This window comes from Bacteroides sp. AM32-11AC (assembly GCF_003603515.1).
In the GTDB taxonomy this organism is placed as follows: Bacteria; Bacteroidota; Bacteroidia; order Bacteroidales; family Bacteroidaceae; genus Bacteroides; species Bacteroides uniformis.
Genome location: NZ_QTNH01000011.1, coordinates 36,534 through 53,730 on the forward strand (window position 1 = coordinate 36,534; position 17,197 = coordinate 53,730).

General features: G+C 48.1%; 16 protein-coding genes. 5 read left to right on the forward strand and 11 right to left on the reverse strand.

Annotation, left to right across the window (positions count from 1 at the left end):
• Nucleotides 1-61: 61 nt before the first annotated feature.
• The 6 genes from DW800_RS12950 to DW800_RS12975 all read right to left on the reverse strand — a co-directional run bounded on the left by DW800_RS12950 (nt 62) and on the right by DW800_RS12975 (nt 4,587).
• Nucleotides 62-466, reverse strand: a complete 405-nt coding sequence (locus DW800_RS12950; protein WP_117703967.1) for a hypothetical protein — start codon at nt 464-466, stop codon at nt 62-64.
• 5 nt (nt 467-471) lie between these two features.
• Nucleotides 472-891, reverse strand: a complete 420-nt coding sequence (locus tag DW800_RS12955; RefSeq protein WP_117703950.1) for a hypothetical protein — start codon at nt 889-891, stop codon at nt 472-474.
• Between the two features lie 57 nt (nt 892-948).
• Nucleotides 949-2,091, reverse strand: a complete 1,143-nt coding sequence (araJ, locus tag DW800_RS12960; protein WP_117703951.1) for an MFS transporter AraJ — start codon at nt 2,089-2,091, stop codon at nt 949-951.
• Nucleotides 2,092-2,195: 104 nt separating this feature from the next.
• Complete coding sequence (locus DW800_RS12965) at nt 2,196-3,065, reverse strand: aldose 1-epimerase family protein (protein ID WP_035449249.1); 870 nt, start codon at nt 3,063-3,065, stop codon at nt 2,196-2,198.
• Between the two features lie 16 nt (nt 3,066-3,081).
• Nucleotides 3,082-3,411: a PAS domain-containing protein gene (locus DW800_RS12970; RefSeq protein ID WP_035448305.1), complete on the reverse strand. Its 330-nt coding sequence runs from the start codon at nt 3,409-3,411 to the stop codon at nt 3,082-3,084.
• A 93-nt stretch (nt 3,412-3,504) separates the two neighbouring features.
• Nucleotides 3,505-4,587 carry a hypothetical protein gene (locus DW800_RS12975; protein ID WP_117703952.1) on the reverse strand — a complete coding sequence of 361 codons (1,083 nt, stop codon included), beginning with the start codon at nt 4,585-4,587 and terminating at the stop codon, nt 3,505-3,507.
• Between the two features lie 270 nt (nt 4,588-4,857).
• Between DW800_RS12975 and DW800_RS12985 the strand changes: the two genes are divergently transcribed.
• The 5 genes from DW800_RS12985 (at nt 4,858) to DW800_RS13005 (ending at nt 12,374) form a co-directional block, all read left to right on the forward strand.
• The gene (locus DW800_RS12985) at nt 4,858-5,487 is read left to right on the forward strand and encodes an HU family DNA-binding protein (protein WP_119958124.1); all 630 of its coding nucleotides are present in this window, start codon (nt 4,858-4,860) and stop codon (nt 5,485-5,487) included.
• 27 nt (nt 5,488-5,514) lie between these two features.
• Nucleotides 5,515-6,726 (forward strand): exonuclease SbcCD subunit D, encoded by a 1,212-nt coding sequence (locus DW800_RS12990; RefSeq protein WP_117703953.1) that lies wholly within the window; start codon nt 5,515-5,517, stop codon nt 6,724-6,726.
• A 15-nt stretch (nt 6,727-6,741) separates the two neighbouring features.
• A complete protein-coding gene (locus DW800_RS12995) occupies nt 6,742-10,164 on the forward strand; it encodes an AAA family ATPase (protein ID WP_117703954.1) in 3,423 nt (1,140 codons plus the stop codon).
• 101 nt (nt 10,165-10,265) lie between these two features.
• Entirely contained in the window at nt 10,266-11,120 is an 855-nt protein-coding gene (gene map / locus DW800_RS13000; protein WP_005828329.1) for a type I methionyl aminopeptidase, read from the forward strand.
• A 21-nt stretch (nt 11,121-11,141) separates the two neighbouring features.
• Nucleotides 11,142-12,374, forward strand: coding sequence for a DNA recombination protein RmuC (locus DW800_RS13005; RefSeq protein WP_117703955.1), 1,233 nt, complete (start codon nt 11,142-11,144; stop codon nt 12,372-12,374).
• Nucleotides 12,375-12,637: 263 nt separating this feature from the next.
• Here DW800_RS13005 and nqrF read toward each other — a convergent pair whose 3' ends face one another.
• From nqrF to DW800_RS13030, 5 genes are all read right to left on the reverse strand, one after another.
• A complete protein-coding gene (nqrF, locus tag DW800_RS13010; protein ID WP_016272690.1) occupies nt 12,638-13,912 on the reverse strand; it encodes an NADH:ubiquinone reductase (Na(+)-transporting) subunit F in 1,275 nt (424 codons plus the stop codon).
• Between the two features lie 17 nt (nt 13,913-13,929).
• Nucleotides 13,930-14,556 (reverse strand): NADH:ubiquinone reductase (Na(+)-transporting) subunit E, encoded by a 627-nt coding sequence (gene nqrE / locus DW800_RS13015; protein ID WP_005828321.1) that lies wholly within the window; start codon nt 14,554-14,556, stop codon nt 13,930-13,932.
• Nucleotides 14,557-14,669: 113 nt separating this feature from the next.
• Nucleotides 14,670-15,308 carry an NADH:ubiquinone reductase (Na(+)-transporting) subunit D gene (locus DW800_RS13020; protein ID WP_005836455.1) on the reverse strand — a complete coding sequence of 213 codons (639 nt, stop codon included), beginning with the start codon at nt 15,306-15,308 and terminating at the stop codon, nt 14,670-14,672.
• A gap of 4 nt (nt 15,309-15,312) precedes the next feature.
• Nucleotides 15,313-16,002 carry a Na(+)-translocating NADH-quinone reductase subunit C gene (locus tag DW800_RS13025; RefSeq protein WP_117703956.1) on the reverse strand — a complete coding sequence of 230 codons (690 nt, stop codon included), beginning with the start codon at nt 16,000-16,002 and terminating at the stop codon, nt 15,313-15,315.
• 14 nt (nt 16,003-16,016) lie between these two features.
• On the reverse strand, nt 16,017-17,186 hold the full coding sequence (locus tag DW800_RS13030) for an NADH:ubiquinone reductase (Na(+)-transporting) subunit B (RefSeq protein ID WP_005828314.1): 1,170 nt from the start codon (nt 17,184-17,186) through the stop codon (nt 16,017-16,019).
• Nucleotides 17,187-17,197: the final 11 nt, after the last annotated feature.

Sequence of the window (17,197 nt, forward strand, 5' to 3'; positions counted from 1 at the left end):
TTCTTATAAAAAATGTTCCCTATACAATGAGTATAGGGAACATACAAATAATCCTATTTTTTTATTCCATATATAATGTGAAATTAAAACCCGGAGAATCATCCGAAAAGAAGAATGTACCCCATAGCTGATTACCACTGACTCTGACATCATCCATATAAGAAATGCCACCATATCTGCCATAATCTAATACAAGGTTTCTACTATAACTATCTTCCCACCACCATTGAAAACGGAATGAATCACAATATTCCCCATTGCGATAACGTTGAACTTCTTCTCCGAAACCATCTGCCCCGAAAGAAAATGTACTAATCACCGACATACCAAAGTCATCCAACATGCCTACATCGCCTGTCCATGAACGACCGATAATAGTAGAATCCACTACATCTTGATCGTCTTCACAAGAAGACAAGCCTATACATAGGACAGACAGCAAGAACAACTGCACAAAAAACTTCATAACCTTCATTTATTTATATAATTTGCATCTGTCAACATCACAACTTTTCCTTCTATCTTACCGGAAAGATAATGGTCACGCACCCATACATTCTCAAAGTATTTCACTTTACCATCTGCAAAAGTCAACTTCAAAGTCTCTTTGCTATCATCTGTCCAACGCCAATTAAACTCCCGATCATAAGTCACTTTACCGTCCGTAGTGTAAGTTGTGGATACTTCCTGCCCCTTGTTATCTTTCTTATAAAATCTTAGTTGATACGCACCAGTCACAACACCATCACTTTCGTAATCTTCAACCCATGTTCTTTCACACAATTTGTCGTCACTATTCTGCATAGTATAATACACATCATCCCCACAAGACGCCAGTCCAATCGTAAATACACACAACAGCAATATCTTCACATAATTCAAAGTCTTCATAAGTTATCGAGTTTAGTTAATACTTGTGGACAAACATACACAAAAAAAATGAAACACTTAATACTTAGCCTGGAATTTCTTGTAGAAGACAAGGAATAAAATAAATCCCATCAGTGCAAACGGTACGCCTGCCAATGCGGGATAACGGTATCCTCCACTCAAGGCAAGACCTCCGATATAGGCTCCGATAGCATTCCCCAAATTGAAGGCCATCTGTACACAAGCGCCTCCCAACATTTCTCCTCCAGGGGCCACACGAATCATCAACACCTGCTCCGGACTGGAGACGGCAAACAAACCTGCCGTACAGAGTGTCATCAATATTGCCGAACACCACGGATAGGGCGAGAGTAAAAATATCAATAATAAAATAACACATATCATCCCTTGCACCACCGTACCTACCTTTCCCGGAGTGTACCGGTCGGACATGCGCCCACTGACCAGATTGCCGGCAACCATTCCGAATCCTGCCAGTACCATCAGCGCCGTAATGCTTTCCGCACTAAAACCGGAAACCTCAGTCAGCAACGGGGTGATGTAGCTATACCAGCAGAATACGCCACCGTTGCCCAAAGCCGTAGCTCCCAATATGAGCCACGGCGCCGGCTTCTTCAAAAAACGGAACTGTCCTTTAAATCCCGTGTCTTTCAGTCCTTCGACCTGCGGTACCCAACGCCAAATGTAGTACAGTGTTATCAATCCCCAGGCACCTACCAGCAGAAACGTGGCACGCCAAGACAGTGTATGGCTCAACGAAGTACCCAACGGCACCCCAAACAGATTGGCCACAGTCATTCCCGCTATCATAATTGAAACCGCCTCCGAGCTTTTCCCCTTATCAGCCAATTTTCCCGCAACAATGGAAGCCACCCCAAAATAAGCGCCATGAGGAAGTCCGGAAACAAAACGTCCCAACAGCAAGACCCAATAATTGGGTGCCATAGACGCACAAATATTACCCACAATCATTAATGCCATCAAGACCAGCAGAATCTGCTTCAACGGGCGTTTACGGGCCAGGAGCAGCATGGGCGCACCAAAACAAACACCCAACGCATACGCAGAAATGAAATGACCGGCCACGGGAATGCTGATTCCCAAATCAGTAGCCACATAGGGCAAAATACCCATCATCGTAAATTCGGCAATCCCTAGCCCCAATGTGCCGAACGCCAATGCAATAAGACTCTTCTTCATACCTTAAAAAACAACCTATATTTTTTACCGGGCGCAAAGATAATGACATTGCATTCTCCAAATAAAAAGGATACCGAATTATTTTCAGTATCCTTCTTCATTTTTTATCTTATATCAATTGTATACCCACCTTTAAAGACTCCTCCCGGCGCCAAGTGCTGCATACAGTCCTTATCCTTATATTCGCCCTTATAATGGGCACGGTCACAACGCCCGTACCACGGCTCGATGCAGACAAACGGAGCATTCTTGGCCGGAGGCGACCACAACCCCACCACCGGAGTGTCGAAATACAGACTGAGATAGGGCTTCTTCTCCTTATTATATAATGTAACTTCTTTCACTTGACTGTTTTCCAGAATCAGGGCATCTTTATCAAAGGAGTGGATGTCCAAAGGCAGCAGGCCATCTGTCAACTCAAGCAAATATTCCTTATCCGGAGCGGCACATCCTTTCTCGGAGATAAGGATATAGTGCAAACCTTCCGTCTTATCAAAGCCGAAATATCCACGGTCCGTTGTCTCCGTATCATAGTCCGGGTAATAGAAAGCCGGATGGGCCCCTATCTGGAAGTGCATTTCGCGTGTTCCGGTATTGATGACTTTCCAAAGCACCTCAATCTTCTTTCCCTCTATCCGATAGCCTATCTCAAGGCAAAACGGGAAAGGATATTTCTTGCGTGTTTCCTCACTGTCAACCAGTCGATAGCGTACCTCATCTTCCAGTTCAAGCATCAATTCAAAATCCATATCGCGGGCAAAACCGTGTTGCGTCAATGCGTAGGAAACGCCTTCGTGGCGGTATTCATTCTCCCAAACGCTGCCTACAATGGGAAAAAGCACCGGAGAATGCCGTTTCCAAAAAGCGGGGTCTGCCTGCCAAAGATATTCTTTTCCATCATGCAAGATACTGCATAACTCGGCCCCATGTGGGGAGACTTTAATTGTCAGTTCTGAATTAGAAAGTGTTTTCATATCATATATCATTTTGTTATTTTCTCATATAGTGTGGCATCTCTCCGGGTATTTCCATCGAAATCTCCACCAGGCCACCGACCACTCCGTCCTGCTTCCATGCCGTCTGATAAATCATTTTCCTGACACCGTTCTTCTCAATGGTGTAGGCATTCACTCCCCCCGTCTCCAGCAGTTCGCGTATCTTGGCTTGCGATTGCGGGTTGTGGCAATCAAAGAGATTCTTGCCTATCAGGTCACCGTGTTTGGCAAACGTACGGCATGCTTTCTCGTTCATATATAGGATGATTCCCTTTGTGTCGCATACAGTTACGGCACAGTTCATTTCATTGGCCCATTCGTACATAATTCTTTATTTTTAATTGGCTATTTTCTATGCACTTGAAATGCATTTACAGAAAACTCTTCAAAGTCAAATGTCCTTTTCTCTATCGAATTATTATTGCATTAATCCTCCTTCTATGAAGAAAACGACTTCATTCAATCGTTCTTTATTCGATTCTTCATCTTTGAAAATAGCTGGAGTAAAGATTATCCTATCTTGAATCAGATTATCTACCAAATCCCACATGACTTCATGGTACAGCATCACCATTGCCACTTTTTCATTGTCAATACCATATTGGCTTGCTAAGGAGCCACAATTATTCTTTAGTTCCGCACTGATAGAGTTTACCAATTTTTCAGTTATTTGATGAAAGCGGTCTTGCCGTTTCTTTATAATAGGAAATAATACATCTCCATTATCATCTACCAGCCCATAAGGTTTTAACTGAGAAACGAGTTTGGCATCTGTTACTTTTCCGAATTGTGCTATTTCATCAGCACAATGGTCCATAATGTCGTTGTCAGGAGCAATGCCGCTATTGATGTAAGTCAAAATCAAATTCTGTTCTCCGAAACCATTCGTACCGCATGCAAAGCCATTTCTTGATTCGTATAATACCCAGTAACAGCCACTCCAGCTTGTATAATTGTCAACATCCTCAAACAAGACTAACTTTGTCCACATTTTTCCATCCAGAAGGTATGAAAAAACAAGTGAGAGTACATTGTTCTTGAATCCCATTTCACTGATAGTTTGTGCCAATGATATAAAGTCTGCCTTTGTTTTGACATACATGGATTCAGCAATCTCCTTACTTAAGCTTCTTAGAGAATTGGTCTGTTCTTTGTCGAGAATGGGTATAGTAGCTTTCCATTTTCCTTTTGTTTTACTGACAAGTCCACCTACTTCCAATAACAATAATTGGCTATCAGAGCATTTAATACCCATTTCACGAAGTTCGGCTTGAGTACGTGGAGTCCGTAAATTGTATAGTATTTCCCAATTATTATCTGGCGTTACATAGTCTTCGGGCTGATGTCCGTTCACTGCAACAAACTGGGTTGCTTCCCATTCGCTATAAGGTCTTATCGATATTTGTGCTTTAATCATTGTGGTAACGGACAATAAGGTAAACAACAATAATAAGTCCGGATAATATTTCATATATCGCTTAATTTTAGTTTTGTTCATCATTCATGCACTTCTCTTATGTAACAAAGATAACGTTTTTTTCAATTCCTCTCTCAAACCTATAACAAAAAACTTCCCGACTACCAATAAAAAACTTCCTAACTACTAATAGTAAAGTTTGCAAGTATAGAGATAAAGAATTACCTTCGCCCTTGGTTTGTCTATCCCAAGCCTTGGGATAGAAATCCCCAACCTTGGCATACACATCCGCAACCTTGGGACAAACTCTGTAAGCCCCAATAAACAAACGAACCTCATAACAACGCTACCATCATGGCAGAATACAACATGCAGGAACTGAACCTGCCGGGAGAAGACGGCAAACGCATCCTCTACCCACGAATGAAACTATACGGGCAGGTGGACTTGGAAACCATCACCGAAAAGATAGCATACGCCTCATCCTTCACACGAGGAGACATCATCGGACTGGTGCAAGCCATCACCGACGAAATAGCCTACCAAATGGGGCAAGGTTACTCCGTGAAGATTGACAACTTAGGAGTATTCACCCCTGCCCTCGGTCTGCGGCAAGACCGTGAACGGGAAACGGGCGAAGAAGGAAACACCAAGCGAAACGCCGTCAGCATCTGCCTGAAGGACATACATTTCAAGGTGGACAAAGAACTACTGTACCGTACCGCTCGCCATTGCCACCTGAAACGTTCCACCGACAAATTCCAACGCTCCTCACAAGTGTTTTCTCCGCAGGAACGGCTGGAACGGGCAAAAAAATACCTGGAAAAGAACAGCTTCATGACCCAAGCCGACTATTGCCAACTGACCGGCTTATTGAAGTCTGCCGCCTCCCGCGAGTTGCGCGAATGGATAGCCAATCCCGAATCGGGCATCGACTACAAAGGACGAGGAACACACAAGATTTATATTCTAAGGAAACCATAACCCACATCCATTGAAACCATAAAAACAATGAAGATACTACACACCAGCGACTGGCACCTGGGACACACCCTCTACAACTACGACCGTACCGCCGAACAGCAGGCCTTCCTACGGCAACTCACCCGCATAGTAACCGAAGAGCAGCCCGACGCCATGGTGGTAAGCGGAGATATCTACCACTACTCCTCTCCCGCTGCCGCCACGCAGAAGATGTACACCGACGCCATGCTGAACATCCATCAAGCCTGCCCCGGAATGGCCATCGTAGTCACCGCCGGAAACCACGACAGCAGCTCCAAATTGGAGATAGACAGCAGCCTCTGGCAGCACTTCGGCCTGAACGTCGTGGGAAACATCGAACGTACGGCCGAGGAAGTGAATCTGGACAAGCACATCATCGAGGTAAAAAACGGACAAGAAACAAAAGGCTACGTCATTGCCGTGCCCCACGTCTATCCGCAAAACTTCCCCCTGCTGGACACTGAAACACCGCGCGACCAACGGCAGACCCGCTTCTTCCAGGCACTGCTGGACGAAGTGAAGAAACGAAATACGGCACAACTTCCCGTCGTCCTCATGGCCCATCTCTCTATTGAAGGCAGCGACCGTAGCGGGCACGATGAGAGTATCGGCGGAATAGAGTATGTTCCCCTCAGCGCTATGGGAGAAGGGTACGACTACCTGGCACTCGGACACATCCATTGCCCTCAGGACATCAAAGGCAGTCATCACCACGCACGCTATTGCGGCACTCCCCTCCCCGTCAGCTTCGACGAAACCTATCCGCACTCCGTCTCCATCATCGAGTTGGAGAAAGGGGCAGAGCCACAAATCAGTACAAGGGAAATTGAAAATCCGATTCCGCTCGTCACACTTCCCCATGACCCGACACCTTTCGAAGACGCCTTGAAACTGCTGGAAGAATATCCGGAAGAGAAACCTGCATACCTCCGTCTGAATGTGCTGACAAAAGGCTACCTGCCCCCCGACTGCAACGAAAAAGCCTCGAACGCCGCCAAAGGCAAGGCATGCAAATATTGCTACATCAAGACTACCCGAGAGCGGCAGGCCGACACTGACGAGAGCAAGCCTATCTCCATCCAAGAGATGCAGGAAATGTCTCCCCTGGAAATAGCCAGACTCTACTACCGCGAAACCGAAGGAGAAGAGATGGACCCAGAACTTTGCCAGCTGATGGAGACTGTCATGCAAAAAGTGAAAAGCAAGAACAACTCCTAATCATTTGTCCGGAACATGAAACTCCAGAAACTCACCATAAAGAACCTTGCCTCCATAGAAGATGCCGTCATCGACTTTGAGAACGGACCGCTAAGCGAGGAATCCCTTTTCCTTATCTGCGGCGAGACGGGTGCAGGGAAGACAACCATTCTCGACGCCATCTGCCTGGCACTCTACAACGAAACGCCCCGCATGGACCATGCCGAGAACGAAAAATACAAAGACCTGAGCCAGACTTTCTCTGCCAAAAAGGAAGATGTTGCCATCAACGACAGCCGACAACTGATGCGCCGTAACACCAGTGAAGCATGGACGGAGCTGGAGTTTACCGGCTCGAACGAAACGCCCTACACCGCCCGATGGTACGTGGCACGGGCACACCGTAAGATTTCAGGAGCCGTACAAGATGTGCGCTGGACACTGGAAAACAAGAAAAGCGGCGCACAGCTCAACAAAAAGAATGAGATAAAGGCAGAAATACAAGCTGCAGTGGGGTTGACCTTCGAACAATTCTGCCGCACCACCATGCTGGCGCAAGGCGACTTCACCAAGTTCCTGCAAAGCAAGGAAAGCGAAAAATCGGATATTCTGGAAAAGCTGACCGGTACAAGTATCTACTCCGAAATAGGTGCCGAAATATATGCTGCCACCAAGGAAAGACGGACGGAATACGAAAACCAGAACCGGAAGCTGGAAGGCATCCACATCCTGGCAGAAGAAGAAATCTCCACAATCAAGGAAGCCATAGCCACGCAAAATGCCGGAGTCAAGGAAGCCAATGAGCAGAAAACTACCGCCCTCGCAAAACGGGACTGGCTGAAGAAATACTCCGAACTCCTCCTCACCCGTGAACAGCAAAAGAAAATGTGGGAAGGGAAGCAAGCGCAACTGCAATCGGACGAATTCAAACAGAAAGAACTCCTGATTAAAGAATGGAATGCCACCGCCGACGCCCGCAACTGGCTCTCTACCTTGAAACAGCAGCAACAGCAGCAACAACAGAACCATGCACAAGCCGGGATACTGAGAGCATCCTTTGCCCGGCTGGACGGAGGAAGCAAGTGGCTATGCGGTTTCCTGAAAGAGCAAGAAGACAAGCTGCATCGTGCCGAGAAGTATTTGCAAGAGCATTCGCCCTTACTGCCCATGTTCGAGCAAAGCCAATCCATCATTACCGGCCTGAAATCCGCACTCGATGCCCAAACACGCATCGGCACCTACAACGCGCACCTTGAAAGACTTGCCGCGCAACAACCCGTAAAAGTCAAGGAGCGTACCGACAAGGAAGCTGCCCTCACCCGGAAAGAACAAGAGAACCATACATTGCAAAACGAAATAAACCTCCGGAACAAGCAGCTTGAAACCATGGACCGCCCTGCCCTGCAAGACAAGAAAAACAAACTCGATGCCGGACGGGAGAACCTGCTGCAAGCCTTGAGCGCCTTGTCTTTACTGGCTGAAACGGAAAGGACACTGAACGAGGCAAAGGAAAACGAAAAGGCTTTGAACGCCAAAGTGGAGGCGTGCCAAAAGCAATACGTCCTCCTGCAAACGGCATTCGACAGCAAGAAAACAAGTTATAATGACATCCGCACCCTCTACGACAAGCAAAAGGAAGCCGTAGAAGAGTGGGCAAAGGAAACACGCTCCCGGCTTGCCGTCGGAGATACTTGCCCTGTGTGCGGACAAGAAATAAAATCGCTTTGCAAAGATGAAGATTTCCAGTCTGTCCTTGCTCCCATACGCACCTCCCTGGAAACAAAAGAGAAAGAATACAAGGAAGCCGAGCAGGCATTGAACAACAACCGGACAGAATCCAAGACCTACGGAACGCTGGCAGAGAATGCCCGTCAGTCCACAGCAAGAGCGCTCCGGAGCTACGACCTTGCCCACACTGACGCACAAGCCAAATGCGCCCAATGCAACAGCGTCGGCCTCTCCACAACCACCGGCGAAACCCTGAAGAAGCTACTGGAAAAGAACAAGCTGGAAGCAGACAAACTGAACGAAAAGCTCACTGAAGTTCAAAAGCTCAGCGCACAAATCATAACTCTGCAACGGCAAAAGGACGAATGCCAAAAACATGTGGACGCTGCACGCCAAGCCTTCAACTCTGCCGACAGAGTGCTGAATGAGCTGAAAAACAGCATCGTCAATTACGAGTCGCTCACCGCCAACGAAAAGGAGAACATACGTGCCACCATGGACCGCGTCACTCCCCACATCCTCTGGGAGGGATGGAACACGGAATGGGAAAACTCCCCCCTCTCCTTTATTGACCGCCTGACGCAAGCTACGCGCAACTACCAGCTGGCGCAGGAAAAACAAAGAGAACTGAAATCCACCATTGCCCTTATCCACAAAGAGCTGGAAGGGATAAACATCAACAAGGAAAGCATCGATGCCGCATTCCCCGACTGGCGCAACGCACCTGCAGCAACACAGGAAATGGAAATCAAGGACCTGGGGATTGCCTGGAATAATCTGAATACACAAGCAAGCGGACTGAAACAAAGCATATCCTCCACCGCAGAACAAATGGCAAGGCTGCAAAAGGATTTAACCGGGTTCTATGCCGCCAACCCCACTCTCGACGAGGAGCGTATCACCGTCCTATCCGCTTGGTCCGGCTCCCGGATAGAAGCATTGCGTGCCTCATTGCAGACACTTAAAGAGGAAGAAGTAGCTGCATCGACCGCCTTTCATCTGGCCACCGGACAAGTGGAAGAGCACATCGGCCGGAAGCCCGAAATAGAAGAAAACGAGAACCTCGAAACCCTGGATGCACTCATCGCGAATCTCGAAGAAAAGATAACCGTCGGCAACCAATCCATCGGCCAGCAGAAGTTACGCCTGGAAGAAAACACCCGTAACATCGACCGGATAAAGGAAGAAAAGGAACGTGCCGACCGGCTACGCGAAGAGTATCTGAAGTGGGACCGCCTCTGCCACCACTTCGGTGACGAACGGGGAAAGAACTTCCGCAACATAGCCCAGAGCTTCGTCTTAAAAGAACTGCTGGCAGGCGCCAATTTCTATCTGCAACGCTTGACCGACCGCTACGAACTGGAATGCCAGGCCGGTTCGCTCACCATCCTGCTGCGCGACTTCCATCAAGGAGGTGCGGCACGTCCGGCATGCACCTTATCGGGCGGCGAAAGCTTCCTGGTATCTCTGTCACTTGCCCTCGGACTTTCTTCCCTCAGCCGCCAGAGCCTCTCGGTAGACACACTGTTCATCGACGAAGGTTTCGGCACACTGAGCAGCGACTACCTGAACACCGTTATGGACACATTGGAAAAACTGCACCAGATGGGCGGCAAGAAGGTAGGCATCATCAGTCATGTGGAAGGACTGAAAGAGCGCATAAAGACCCAGATACAAGTACGGAGGATAGACAGTTCAAGAAGCGAAATAGAAGTGGTGAATACCCTCTAAGCTGGTATCGGGATAAAGAAAACGAATGTTTTTTCGGCTCTTGATAGTACAAGCACCTGCATTATTGTGTATTTTTGCAGTCTCATAAAAAAGAAAAGACAATGAAAAAGTTCATGAAAGGAGTCCGGTTTACTCCTAAAAACTATTCCGACGAAGTAGAAGCCAAAATTCAACATTATAAGAAAGAAGGATATAAACTGCCGATGCGAAGCGCACTCCGTACCGAGGAGCAGTTAGCCGGTATCCGTGCAAGCGCCAAAATCAACACGGCCCTGCTGGATTATCTCTCCGAGAACATTCGCGAAGGCATGTCCACAGCTGAAATTGACCATATGGTGTATTGCTTCACCACAGACCACGACGCCATCCCCGCCCCCTTCATGTACGAAGGCTTCCCAAAAAGTGTGTGCACCAGCATCAACGATGTAGTGTGCCACGGCATTCCCAGCACCAGGGAATTCCTGAAAAGCGGTGATATTGTAAATGTCGATGTATCCACCATTTACAAAGGTTACTTTGCCGACGCATCACGCATGTTCATGATTGGCGAAGTCAGCCCCGACATGCAGAGACTGGTACAGGTCACCAAAGAATGCCGTGACATAGGCATACAGACCGCACAGCCCTGGGCACGCCTCGGTGACGTAGGCGCCGCCATCCAGGAGCATGCGGAAAAGAACGGATACAGCGTGGTACGCGACCTCTGCGGACATGGCTGCGGCGTCAAGTTCCACGAAGAACCGGATGTGGAACACTTCGGCAAACGTGGTACGGGCATGCTGATAGTGCCGGGCATGACGTTCACCATCGAACCGATGATTAACATGGGAAGCTACGAAGTCTTTATCGACGAAGCCGACGGATGGACCGTCTGCACAGACGACGGACTGCCTTCTGCCCAATGGGAAAGCCAAATCCTGATTACTGAAGACGGAAACGAAATATTGACACAATAAGGCGGACACTTCAAAACACTTATGGAGATAGTATTACTGATTATAGGGATAATCATCGGAACCGTAGTCGGCTATCTGGCGGCAGACCGCAAGTCTGCCGCACTGAGGGCAGAAATCAGCGGGACAAAGAAGGAAATAGAATTATTGAAGCTGCAGAAGGAAGAAGCCGAAGCGTTGCACAAGCGCATGAACACCGAGTTCGAGAATCTCTCCAACCGTATCTTCCAGAGCAAAGCCGAAGACTTTACCAGGCTGAATACCGAACACCTGGGCAATCTGCTCCGTCCGCTGGGCGATAACCTGAAGGACTTCCGCCAAAAGGTGGAACAAGTATACAGCACCGAAGCCAAAGAACGCTTCTCGCTGGGTGAACGCATCAAGGAACTGGTGGAACTGAACAACCGCCTCAGCGAAGATGCCAACAACCTGACCCGTGCCCTGAAAGGAGACTCCAAAATGCAAGGCAACTGGGGCGAAATGATTCTGGAACGTCTGTTGCAAGCCTCCGGACTGATTGAAGGTGAACACTACTTCCGCCAGGAGTTTCTAAAAGACGAACGGGGCGAAGCCATCATCAACGAGGAAAGCGAGCAGAAGATGCAGCCCGACATCATCGTGAAATACCCCGACGAACGGGAAATGATTATCGACTCCAAAGTGTCGCTGACTGCCTATGCTGCCTACACCTCTGCCGAAAACAAGGAGGAGCAGGCACACTTCCTGAAAGCACACCTGCAATCTGTCCGCGCCCATATCGACGAGCTCAGCCATAAAGACTACTCGCATTACGACGCCCAATCACCGGATTTCGTTATGATGTTCATCCCCACCGAAGGTGCCTACCTCCTCGCCATCCAAAGCGATGCCCACCTCTGGGAATATGCCTACAACAAAAAGGTGGTACTAATGAGCCCCACCAACCTGATTAGCGCCCTGCGCCTCTCGCTCGACCTTTGGAAGAAGGAGAACCAGGTAAAGAATGTGCAGGCCATCATCAAGCGCGGCACCATCTTATATGAAAAGATTGCAGGCTTTACCGACACCTTCCTCGGTATCGGCGACCGGCTGGCCAGCCTGCAAAGGGATTACGACAAAGCCTTCAACCAGCTCTCGGACGGTAACGGCAGCGTAGTGCGCCAGGCCGAAATGCTGAAAGGCATGAGCCTCACTCCCAAGAAATGCATTTCTCCAAGATTGCTGCCCAAAGACACCATTCAAGAAGAAACAGAAGAGGAAAACGATAACATTCAATAAAACATCCAACATGAAAACTCAGAAAAACCGCATTCTCCTTCACCAAGAACCATTCATACGAGGTCTGTGTCAACAGGAATTACCACCGGAGAAATAACAGCCATTCTGGCAAATGCACTGATTCATATCAAGGAATAAAGAAAAAGCGACGAAGAATCCACTCCACTTTCTTTCAATAGAGAGGAAATGCCCCGAACAAAAAACTCCGGCAAAGCCCTGAAGGCCAAGCCGGAGTTTTTTTATCTCAAGACGGACAAGGAAGATTATCCACCGAAGTTATCGAACATCAGGTTCTGAGCCGGAACGCCGAGGTCGTCGAGCATCTTCTCAACAGCCTTCGACATCGGGCCGGGACCACACATGTAGTATTCGATGTCTTCGGGAGCTTCGTGGTCTTTCAAGTAAGTCTCGTAAATTACGTTGTGTACGAAGCCCGGAGTGTACTTCACGCCCGCTGCATCGGCTGCCGGATCGGGACGGTCCAGTGCAAGATGGAACTTGAAGTTGGGGAAATCCTTTTCAATCTGCAGGAAGTCTTCCAGATAGAACACTTCATTCAATGCACGTGCACCGTAGAAGTAATTCATCACGCGGTCTGTAGTGTGCAGCGTCTTCGTCATGTGCATAATCTGTGCACGCAACGGAGCCATACCGGCACCACCGCCGACCCACATCATCTCCTTCTTGGAGTCGAATATCGGATGGAAGTCTCCGTAAGGGCCACTCATGGTTACCTTATCACCCGGTTTCAGGGTAAAGATATAAGAAGAAGCGATACCCGGCATTACATCCATGAAGCCCGGGCCCTGGTCTTTCGGCTTGAACGGAGGCGTGGCGATACGTACCGTCAGCATAATGCGGTCGCCTTCGGCAGGATAGTTGGCCATAGAATAGGCACGGATGGTTTCTTCGTCATTGCGGCACTTCAAGCCCAGCAGACCGAATTTCTCCCATGCAGGCAGATACTCATCACCGATAAGGCTCTTGTCGATGTCCTTATCATAATCCATCGAATATTTAGGAATCTTAATCTGCGCATAAGAACCCGGAACGAAATCCATGTGCTCGCCTTTGGGCAATGCAACGATGAACTCTTTGATGAACGTAGCCACATTCTTGTTGGAGATAACCTCGCACTCCCACTCTTTTACGCCCAGTACGCTTTCGGGAACCTTGATGGCCATATCGCCTTTCACTTTCACCTGGCAACCCAGACGCCAGTGATCTTGTATTTGCTTACGGCTGAAGTGCGGAGTCTCAGAAGGCAAGATTTCACCCCCACCTTCCATTACCTGGCATTTGCACTGTCCGCAGGAACCTTTACCACCGCAAGCGGAGGAAAGGAACACACCGTTTACAGACAGCGTATTCAGCAATGTAGAACCGGAAGCTACGTCCAGTTCCTTGTCGCCATTGATAGTCAGTTTTACATTACCCGAAGGCACCAAGAAATTCTTGGCAACCAGCAGGATAACAACAAGCAGGATGACAACCACGAGGAATACTCCAATGCTTGCTAATATCATATTCATATCCATTGTTTTATTCCTTTCTTTTAGATGTTCAAACCAGAGAAACACATAAATGCCATTGCCATCAGACCTACAGTGATAAACGTGATGCCCAGCCCTTTCAACGGAGCAGGAACGTCAGAATAGGCCATTTTCTCACGGATGGCAGCCAAACCCACGATAGCCAGCAACCAACCGATACCGGAGCCCAACGCATAAGAGACAGCATCAGCAATGCCACCGATGAATTTCGGGTCGCTCTCACCCAGCGTGATGCGCTGCTGCATGAAAAGAGAAGCACCCATGATGGCACAGTTTACAGCAATCAGCGGCAGGAAGATACCCAGTGAAGCATACAGCGAAGGGCTGAAACGCTCTACAATCATTTCCACCAACTGAACGATAGCTGCGATTACAGCAATGAAAAGAATAAAGCTCAGGAAGCTGAGGTCAACGCCTTCAATGATTGCGTTGGCAGCCAGCACCTTGGTCTGCAATAAATAGTTGACCGGAAGCGTAACCACCAACACGAAAGTTACGGCGATACCCAGTCCTACGGCAGTCTTCACATTCTTCGATACGGCAAGGTAAGAACACATACCGAGGAAGAACGCGAATATCATGTTGTCCACAAAGATAGAGCGGACGAATAAACTTATTAAATGTTCCATATCTCTTCGATAAATTAAGAATTAAAGAATTAAAGAATTAAAGCAATGAGAACTTGTACTGCAGCAGAGCAGCCCATTTTTCATTCTTTCATTTTTCATTCTTCATTTATTTATTACTGCTTTTCCTGCAATTCTTTGTGACGTGCACGCTGATACCAGATGATGCAAGCGCAGAGAATCAACGCCATTGGCGGCATCAGCATCAAGCCGTTGTTCACATAGCCCAACTTCTGCAGAGGTTCATAGTTCAAGATGTTGAAACCGAGCAGCGTTCCCGAACCCAGAAGCTCGCGGAAGAAGGCTACGATTACCAGAATCTTGGCATATCCCAAACCATTACCCACACCGTCAAGGAAAGATTCCCAGGGACCGTTCTGCATGGCAAATGCTTCCAAGCGTCCCATCAGGATACAGTTGGTAATAATCAGACCTACATATACAGAAAGCTGCACACTTACATCGTAAGCAAAAGCTTTCAGAATCTCACTTACAATAGTTACCAACGCGGCAACAACCACCAGCTGAACGATGATACGGATACGGTTGGGTATCGTCTTGCGCAGCAGTGAAATCACTACATTGGAGAATGCTGTAATCACCGTCACTGAAAGACCCATCACAATGGCAGGCTCCAGTTTGGCAGTAACAGCCAAAGCAGAACAGATACCCAATACCTGCACGGTAACGGGGTTGTTCAGTCCCAGCGGAGTAGAGAATACTTCTTTATTCTTCTTTGAAAACAATTGTCCCATATTCTTATTCCTCCTCATTATTATTAGTTAAAAAGTTCTTGTAGCTGCTCAGACAAGCCTTCAACATGGCATCCACACCTACAGAAGTGATGGTACCACCGGAAATGCCGTCCACCTGATAGTCAGGTTTCTCTACCTTGCCGTTCTTCACAACACCGAGGACTACCTCGCCGTTCTCCAACGTTTTCTTGCCGGGGAACTCTCCCTGGAAGTGCGCACTGGCAATTTCGGCACCCAGACCCGGAGTCTCACTGGCATGGGAGAAGTAAACACCGTAAACGGTATCCTTGTCGCTGTTCAGTGCAACATATCCCCAAATAGCGCCCCAAAGACCGGCACCGTAAACGGGGAATACATATTTCTTCTCACCGTCAACCTCTGCCACGAATACGTGCAGACGGTTATTTTCTTTGGCTTCCTTCTCGTAAGCGGTAGCAAATACACCGGTATTCTCTGTCAGAGTACCGTCAACGTTCATCAGCATATCGCCCTTTACATATTTATTATATTCAGCTTCGGCATCCTTCACGTCCTTGATGTTGAGTGCAGCAAGAATCTGCTTCTTCGTGTCAAGTTCCACATTCTTGTTCTGCGTCTCGCGCAAGGAAGAACTTACGAATGCCAGCAGGAATGCAACGATAACAACCATTACCGAAGCATAAATGATAGTATAACTATTACTATTGGTATTCATTTCTTTTCCGGTATTTAATTGTTAGACTTGATTGCACGTTTCTCGCGACGGCTGATGTTGCCCTGTACCACACAATAGTCAATCAGCGGAGCGAAGATATTCATCAGCAGGATGGCAAGCATCATACCTTCGGGGTAACCGGGGTTGAGCACACGGATAATGATAGCCATGGCACCAATCAGGAATCCGAAGATATACTTACCGGTCTCTGTACGTGCCGATGTAACGGGGTCGGTAGCCATGAACACGGCACCGAAGCAGAAACCACCCAGCACGAGGTGTTCGTACCAAGGCATCTGTGCCATCGGAGTGTCGGGACCGATTGCATTGAACACCCATGCCATGAAGGCACCGCCTACGAATACGGAGAACATCGTCTTCCAGCTTGCAATACCCGTCCACAACAGCAGAATGGCACCCAGAGCGATGGCGATAACGCTTGTCTCACCGATAGAACCCGGAATAAGGCCGGTCACCATGTCCCAGGAGAACTCCGGAACGGCGCCCGAGGTAGCGGCTGCACCCAACGGAGTAGCTACCGTCAGACCATCTACCGACTGTCCCAGACCGAAGATACTGTCGCCCGATACCCAAACGGCATCACCGGACATCTTCGTAGGATAGGCGAAGAATAAGAATGCACGGGTAATCAAAGCTACGTTGAACACGTTCATACCCGTACCACCGAATACTTCCTTAGCAAAAATTACAGAGAATGCAGTAGCCACCGCCAGAATCCACAACGGGCAGTCTACCGGAACAATCATCGGAATCAAGATACCGGAAACCAAGAAACCTTCCTGAATCTCCTCCTTCTTCCACTGAGCCACTACGAACTCAATGCCGAGACCTACTACATAAGATACAATGATTTTTGGCAATACAGCCAGAAAACCGTAGATGAACATTTCCCAGAAGCCTCCGGCAGCACCGGTCGCGTGGAAATGCTGGTAACCTACGTTATACATACCGAACAGCAGCGCCGGTACTAACGCAATGACCACCATCGACATGATGCGTTTGCTGTCAATGGAGTCGTGAATATGCGTTCCCGATTTCGAAGTGGCATTGGGCACGAACAGGAATGTTTCGAAGCCATCAAACACCGAACGAAATGCGTGGAATTTGCCGCCTTCCTCAAAGTTCGGCTTTATCTTGTCGAGATAATTTCTTAACGCTTTCATTAATATATTTA

Excerpts from the sequence above, each read along its gene's own strand:
- DW800_RS13025 (WP_117703956.1), bottom strand. The coding sequence starts at position 16,002 with ATGAATACCAATAGTAATAGTTATACTATCATTTATGCTTCGGTAATG.
- nqrF (WP_016272690.1), bottom strand. The coding sequence starts at position 13,912 with ATGGATATGAATATGATATTAGCAAGCATTGGAGTATTCCTCGTGGTT.
- DW800_RS13005 (WP_117703955.1), top strand. The coding sequence starts at position 11,142 with ATGGAGATAGTATTACTGATTATAGGGATAATCATCGGAACCGTAGTC.
- araJ (WP_117703951.1), bottom strand. The coding sequence starts at position 2,091 with ATGAAGAAGAGTCTTATTGCATTGGCGTTCGGCACATTGGGGCTAGGG.
- DW800_RS12955 (WP_117703950.1), bottom strand. The coding sequence starts at position 891 with ATGAAGACTTTGAATTATGTGAAGATATTGCTGTTGTGTGTATTTACG.
- nqrE (WP_005828321.1), bottom strand. The coding sequence starts at position 14,556 with ATGGAACATTTAATAAGTTTATTCGTCCGCTCTATCTTTGTGGACAAC.
- DW800_RS12990 (WP_117703953.1), top strand. The coding sequence starts at position 5,515 with ATGAAGATACTACACACCAGCGACTGGCACCTGGGACACACCCTCTAC.
- DW800_RS13030 (WP_005828314.1), bottom strand. The coding sequence starts at position 17,186 with ATGAAAGCGTTAAGAAATTATCTCGACAAGATAAAGCCGAACTTTGAG.
- DW800_RS12970 (WP_035448305.1), bottom strand. The coding sequence starts at position 3,411 with ATGTACGAATGGGCCAATGAAATGAACTGTGCCGTAACTGTATGCGAC.
- DW800_RS12995 (WP_117703954.1), top strand. The coding sequence starts at position 6,742 with ATGAAACTCCAGAAACTCACCATAAAGAACCTTGCCTCCATAGAAGAT.
- map (WP_005828329.1), top strand. The coding sequence starts at position 10,266 with ATGAAAAAGTTCATGAAAGGAGTCCGGTTTACTCCTAAAAACTATTCC.
- DW800_RS12965 (WP_035449249.1), bottom strand. The coding sequence starts at position 3,065 with ATGAAAACACTTTCTAATTCAGAACTGACAATTAAAGTCTCCCCACAT.
- DW800_RS12985 (WP_119958124.1), top strand. The coding sequence starts at position 4,858 with ATGGCAGAATACAACATGCAGGAACTGAACCTGCCGGGAGAAGACGGC.
- DW800_RS12975 (WP_117703952.1), bottom strand. The coding sequence starts at position 4,587 with ATGATGAACAAAACTAAAATTAAGCGATATATGAAATATTATCCGGAC.
- DW800_RS13020 (WP_005836455.1), bottom strand. The coding sequence starts at position 15,308 with ATGGGACAATTGTTTTCAAAGAAGAATAAAGAAGTATTCTCTACTCCG.
- DW800_RS12950 (WP_117703967.1), bottom strand. The coding sequence starts at position 466 with ATGAAGTTTTTTGTGCAGTTGTTCTTGCTGTCTGTCCTATGTATAGGC.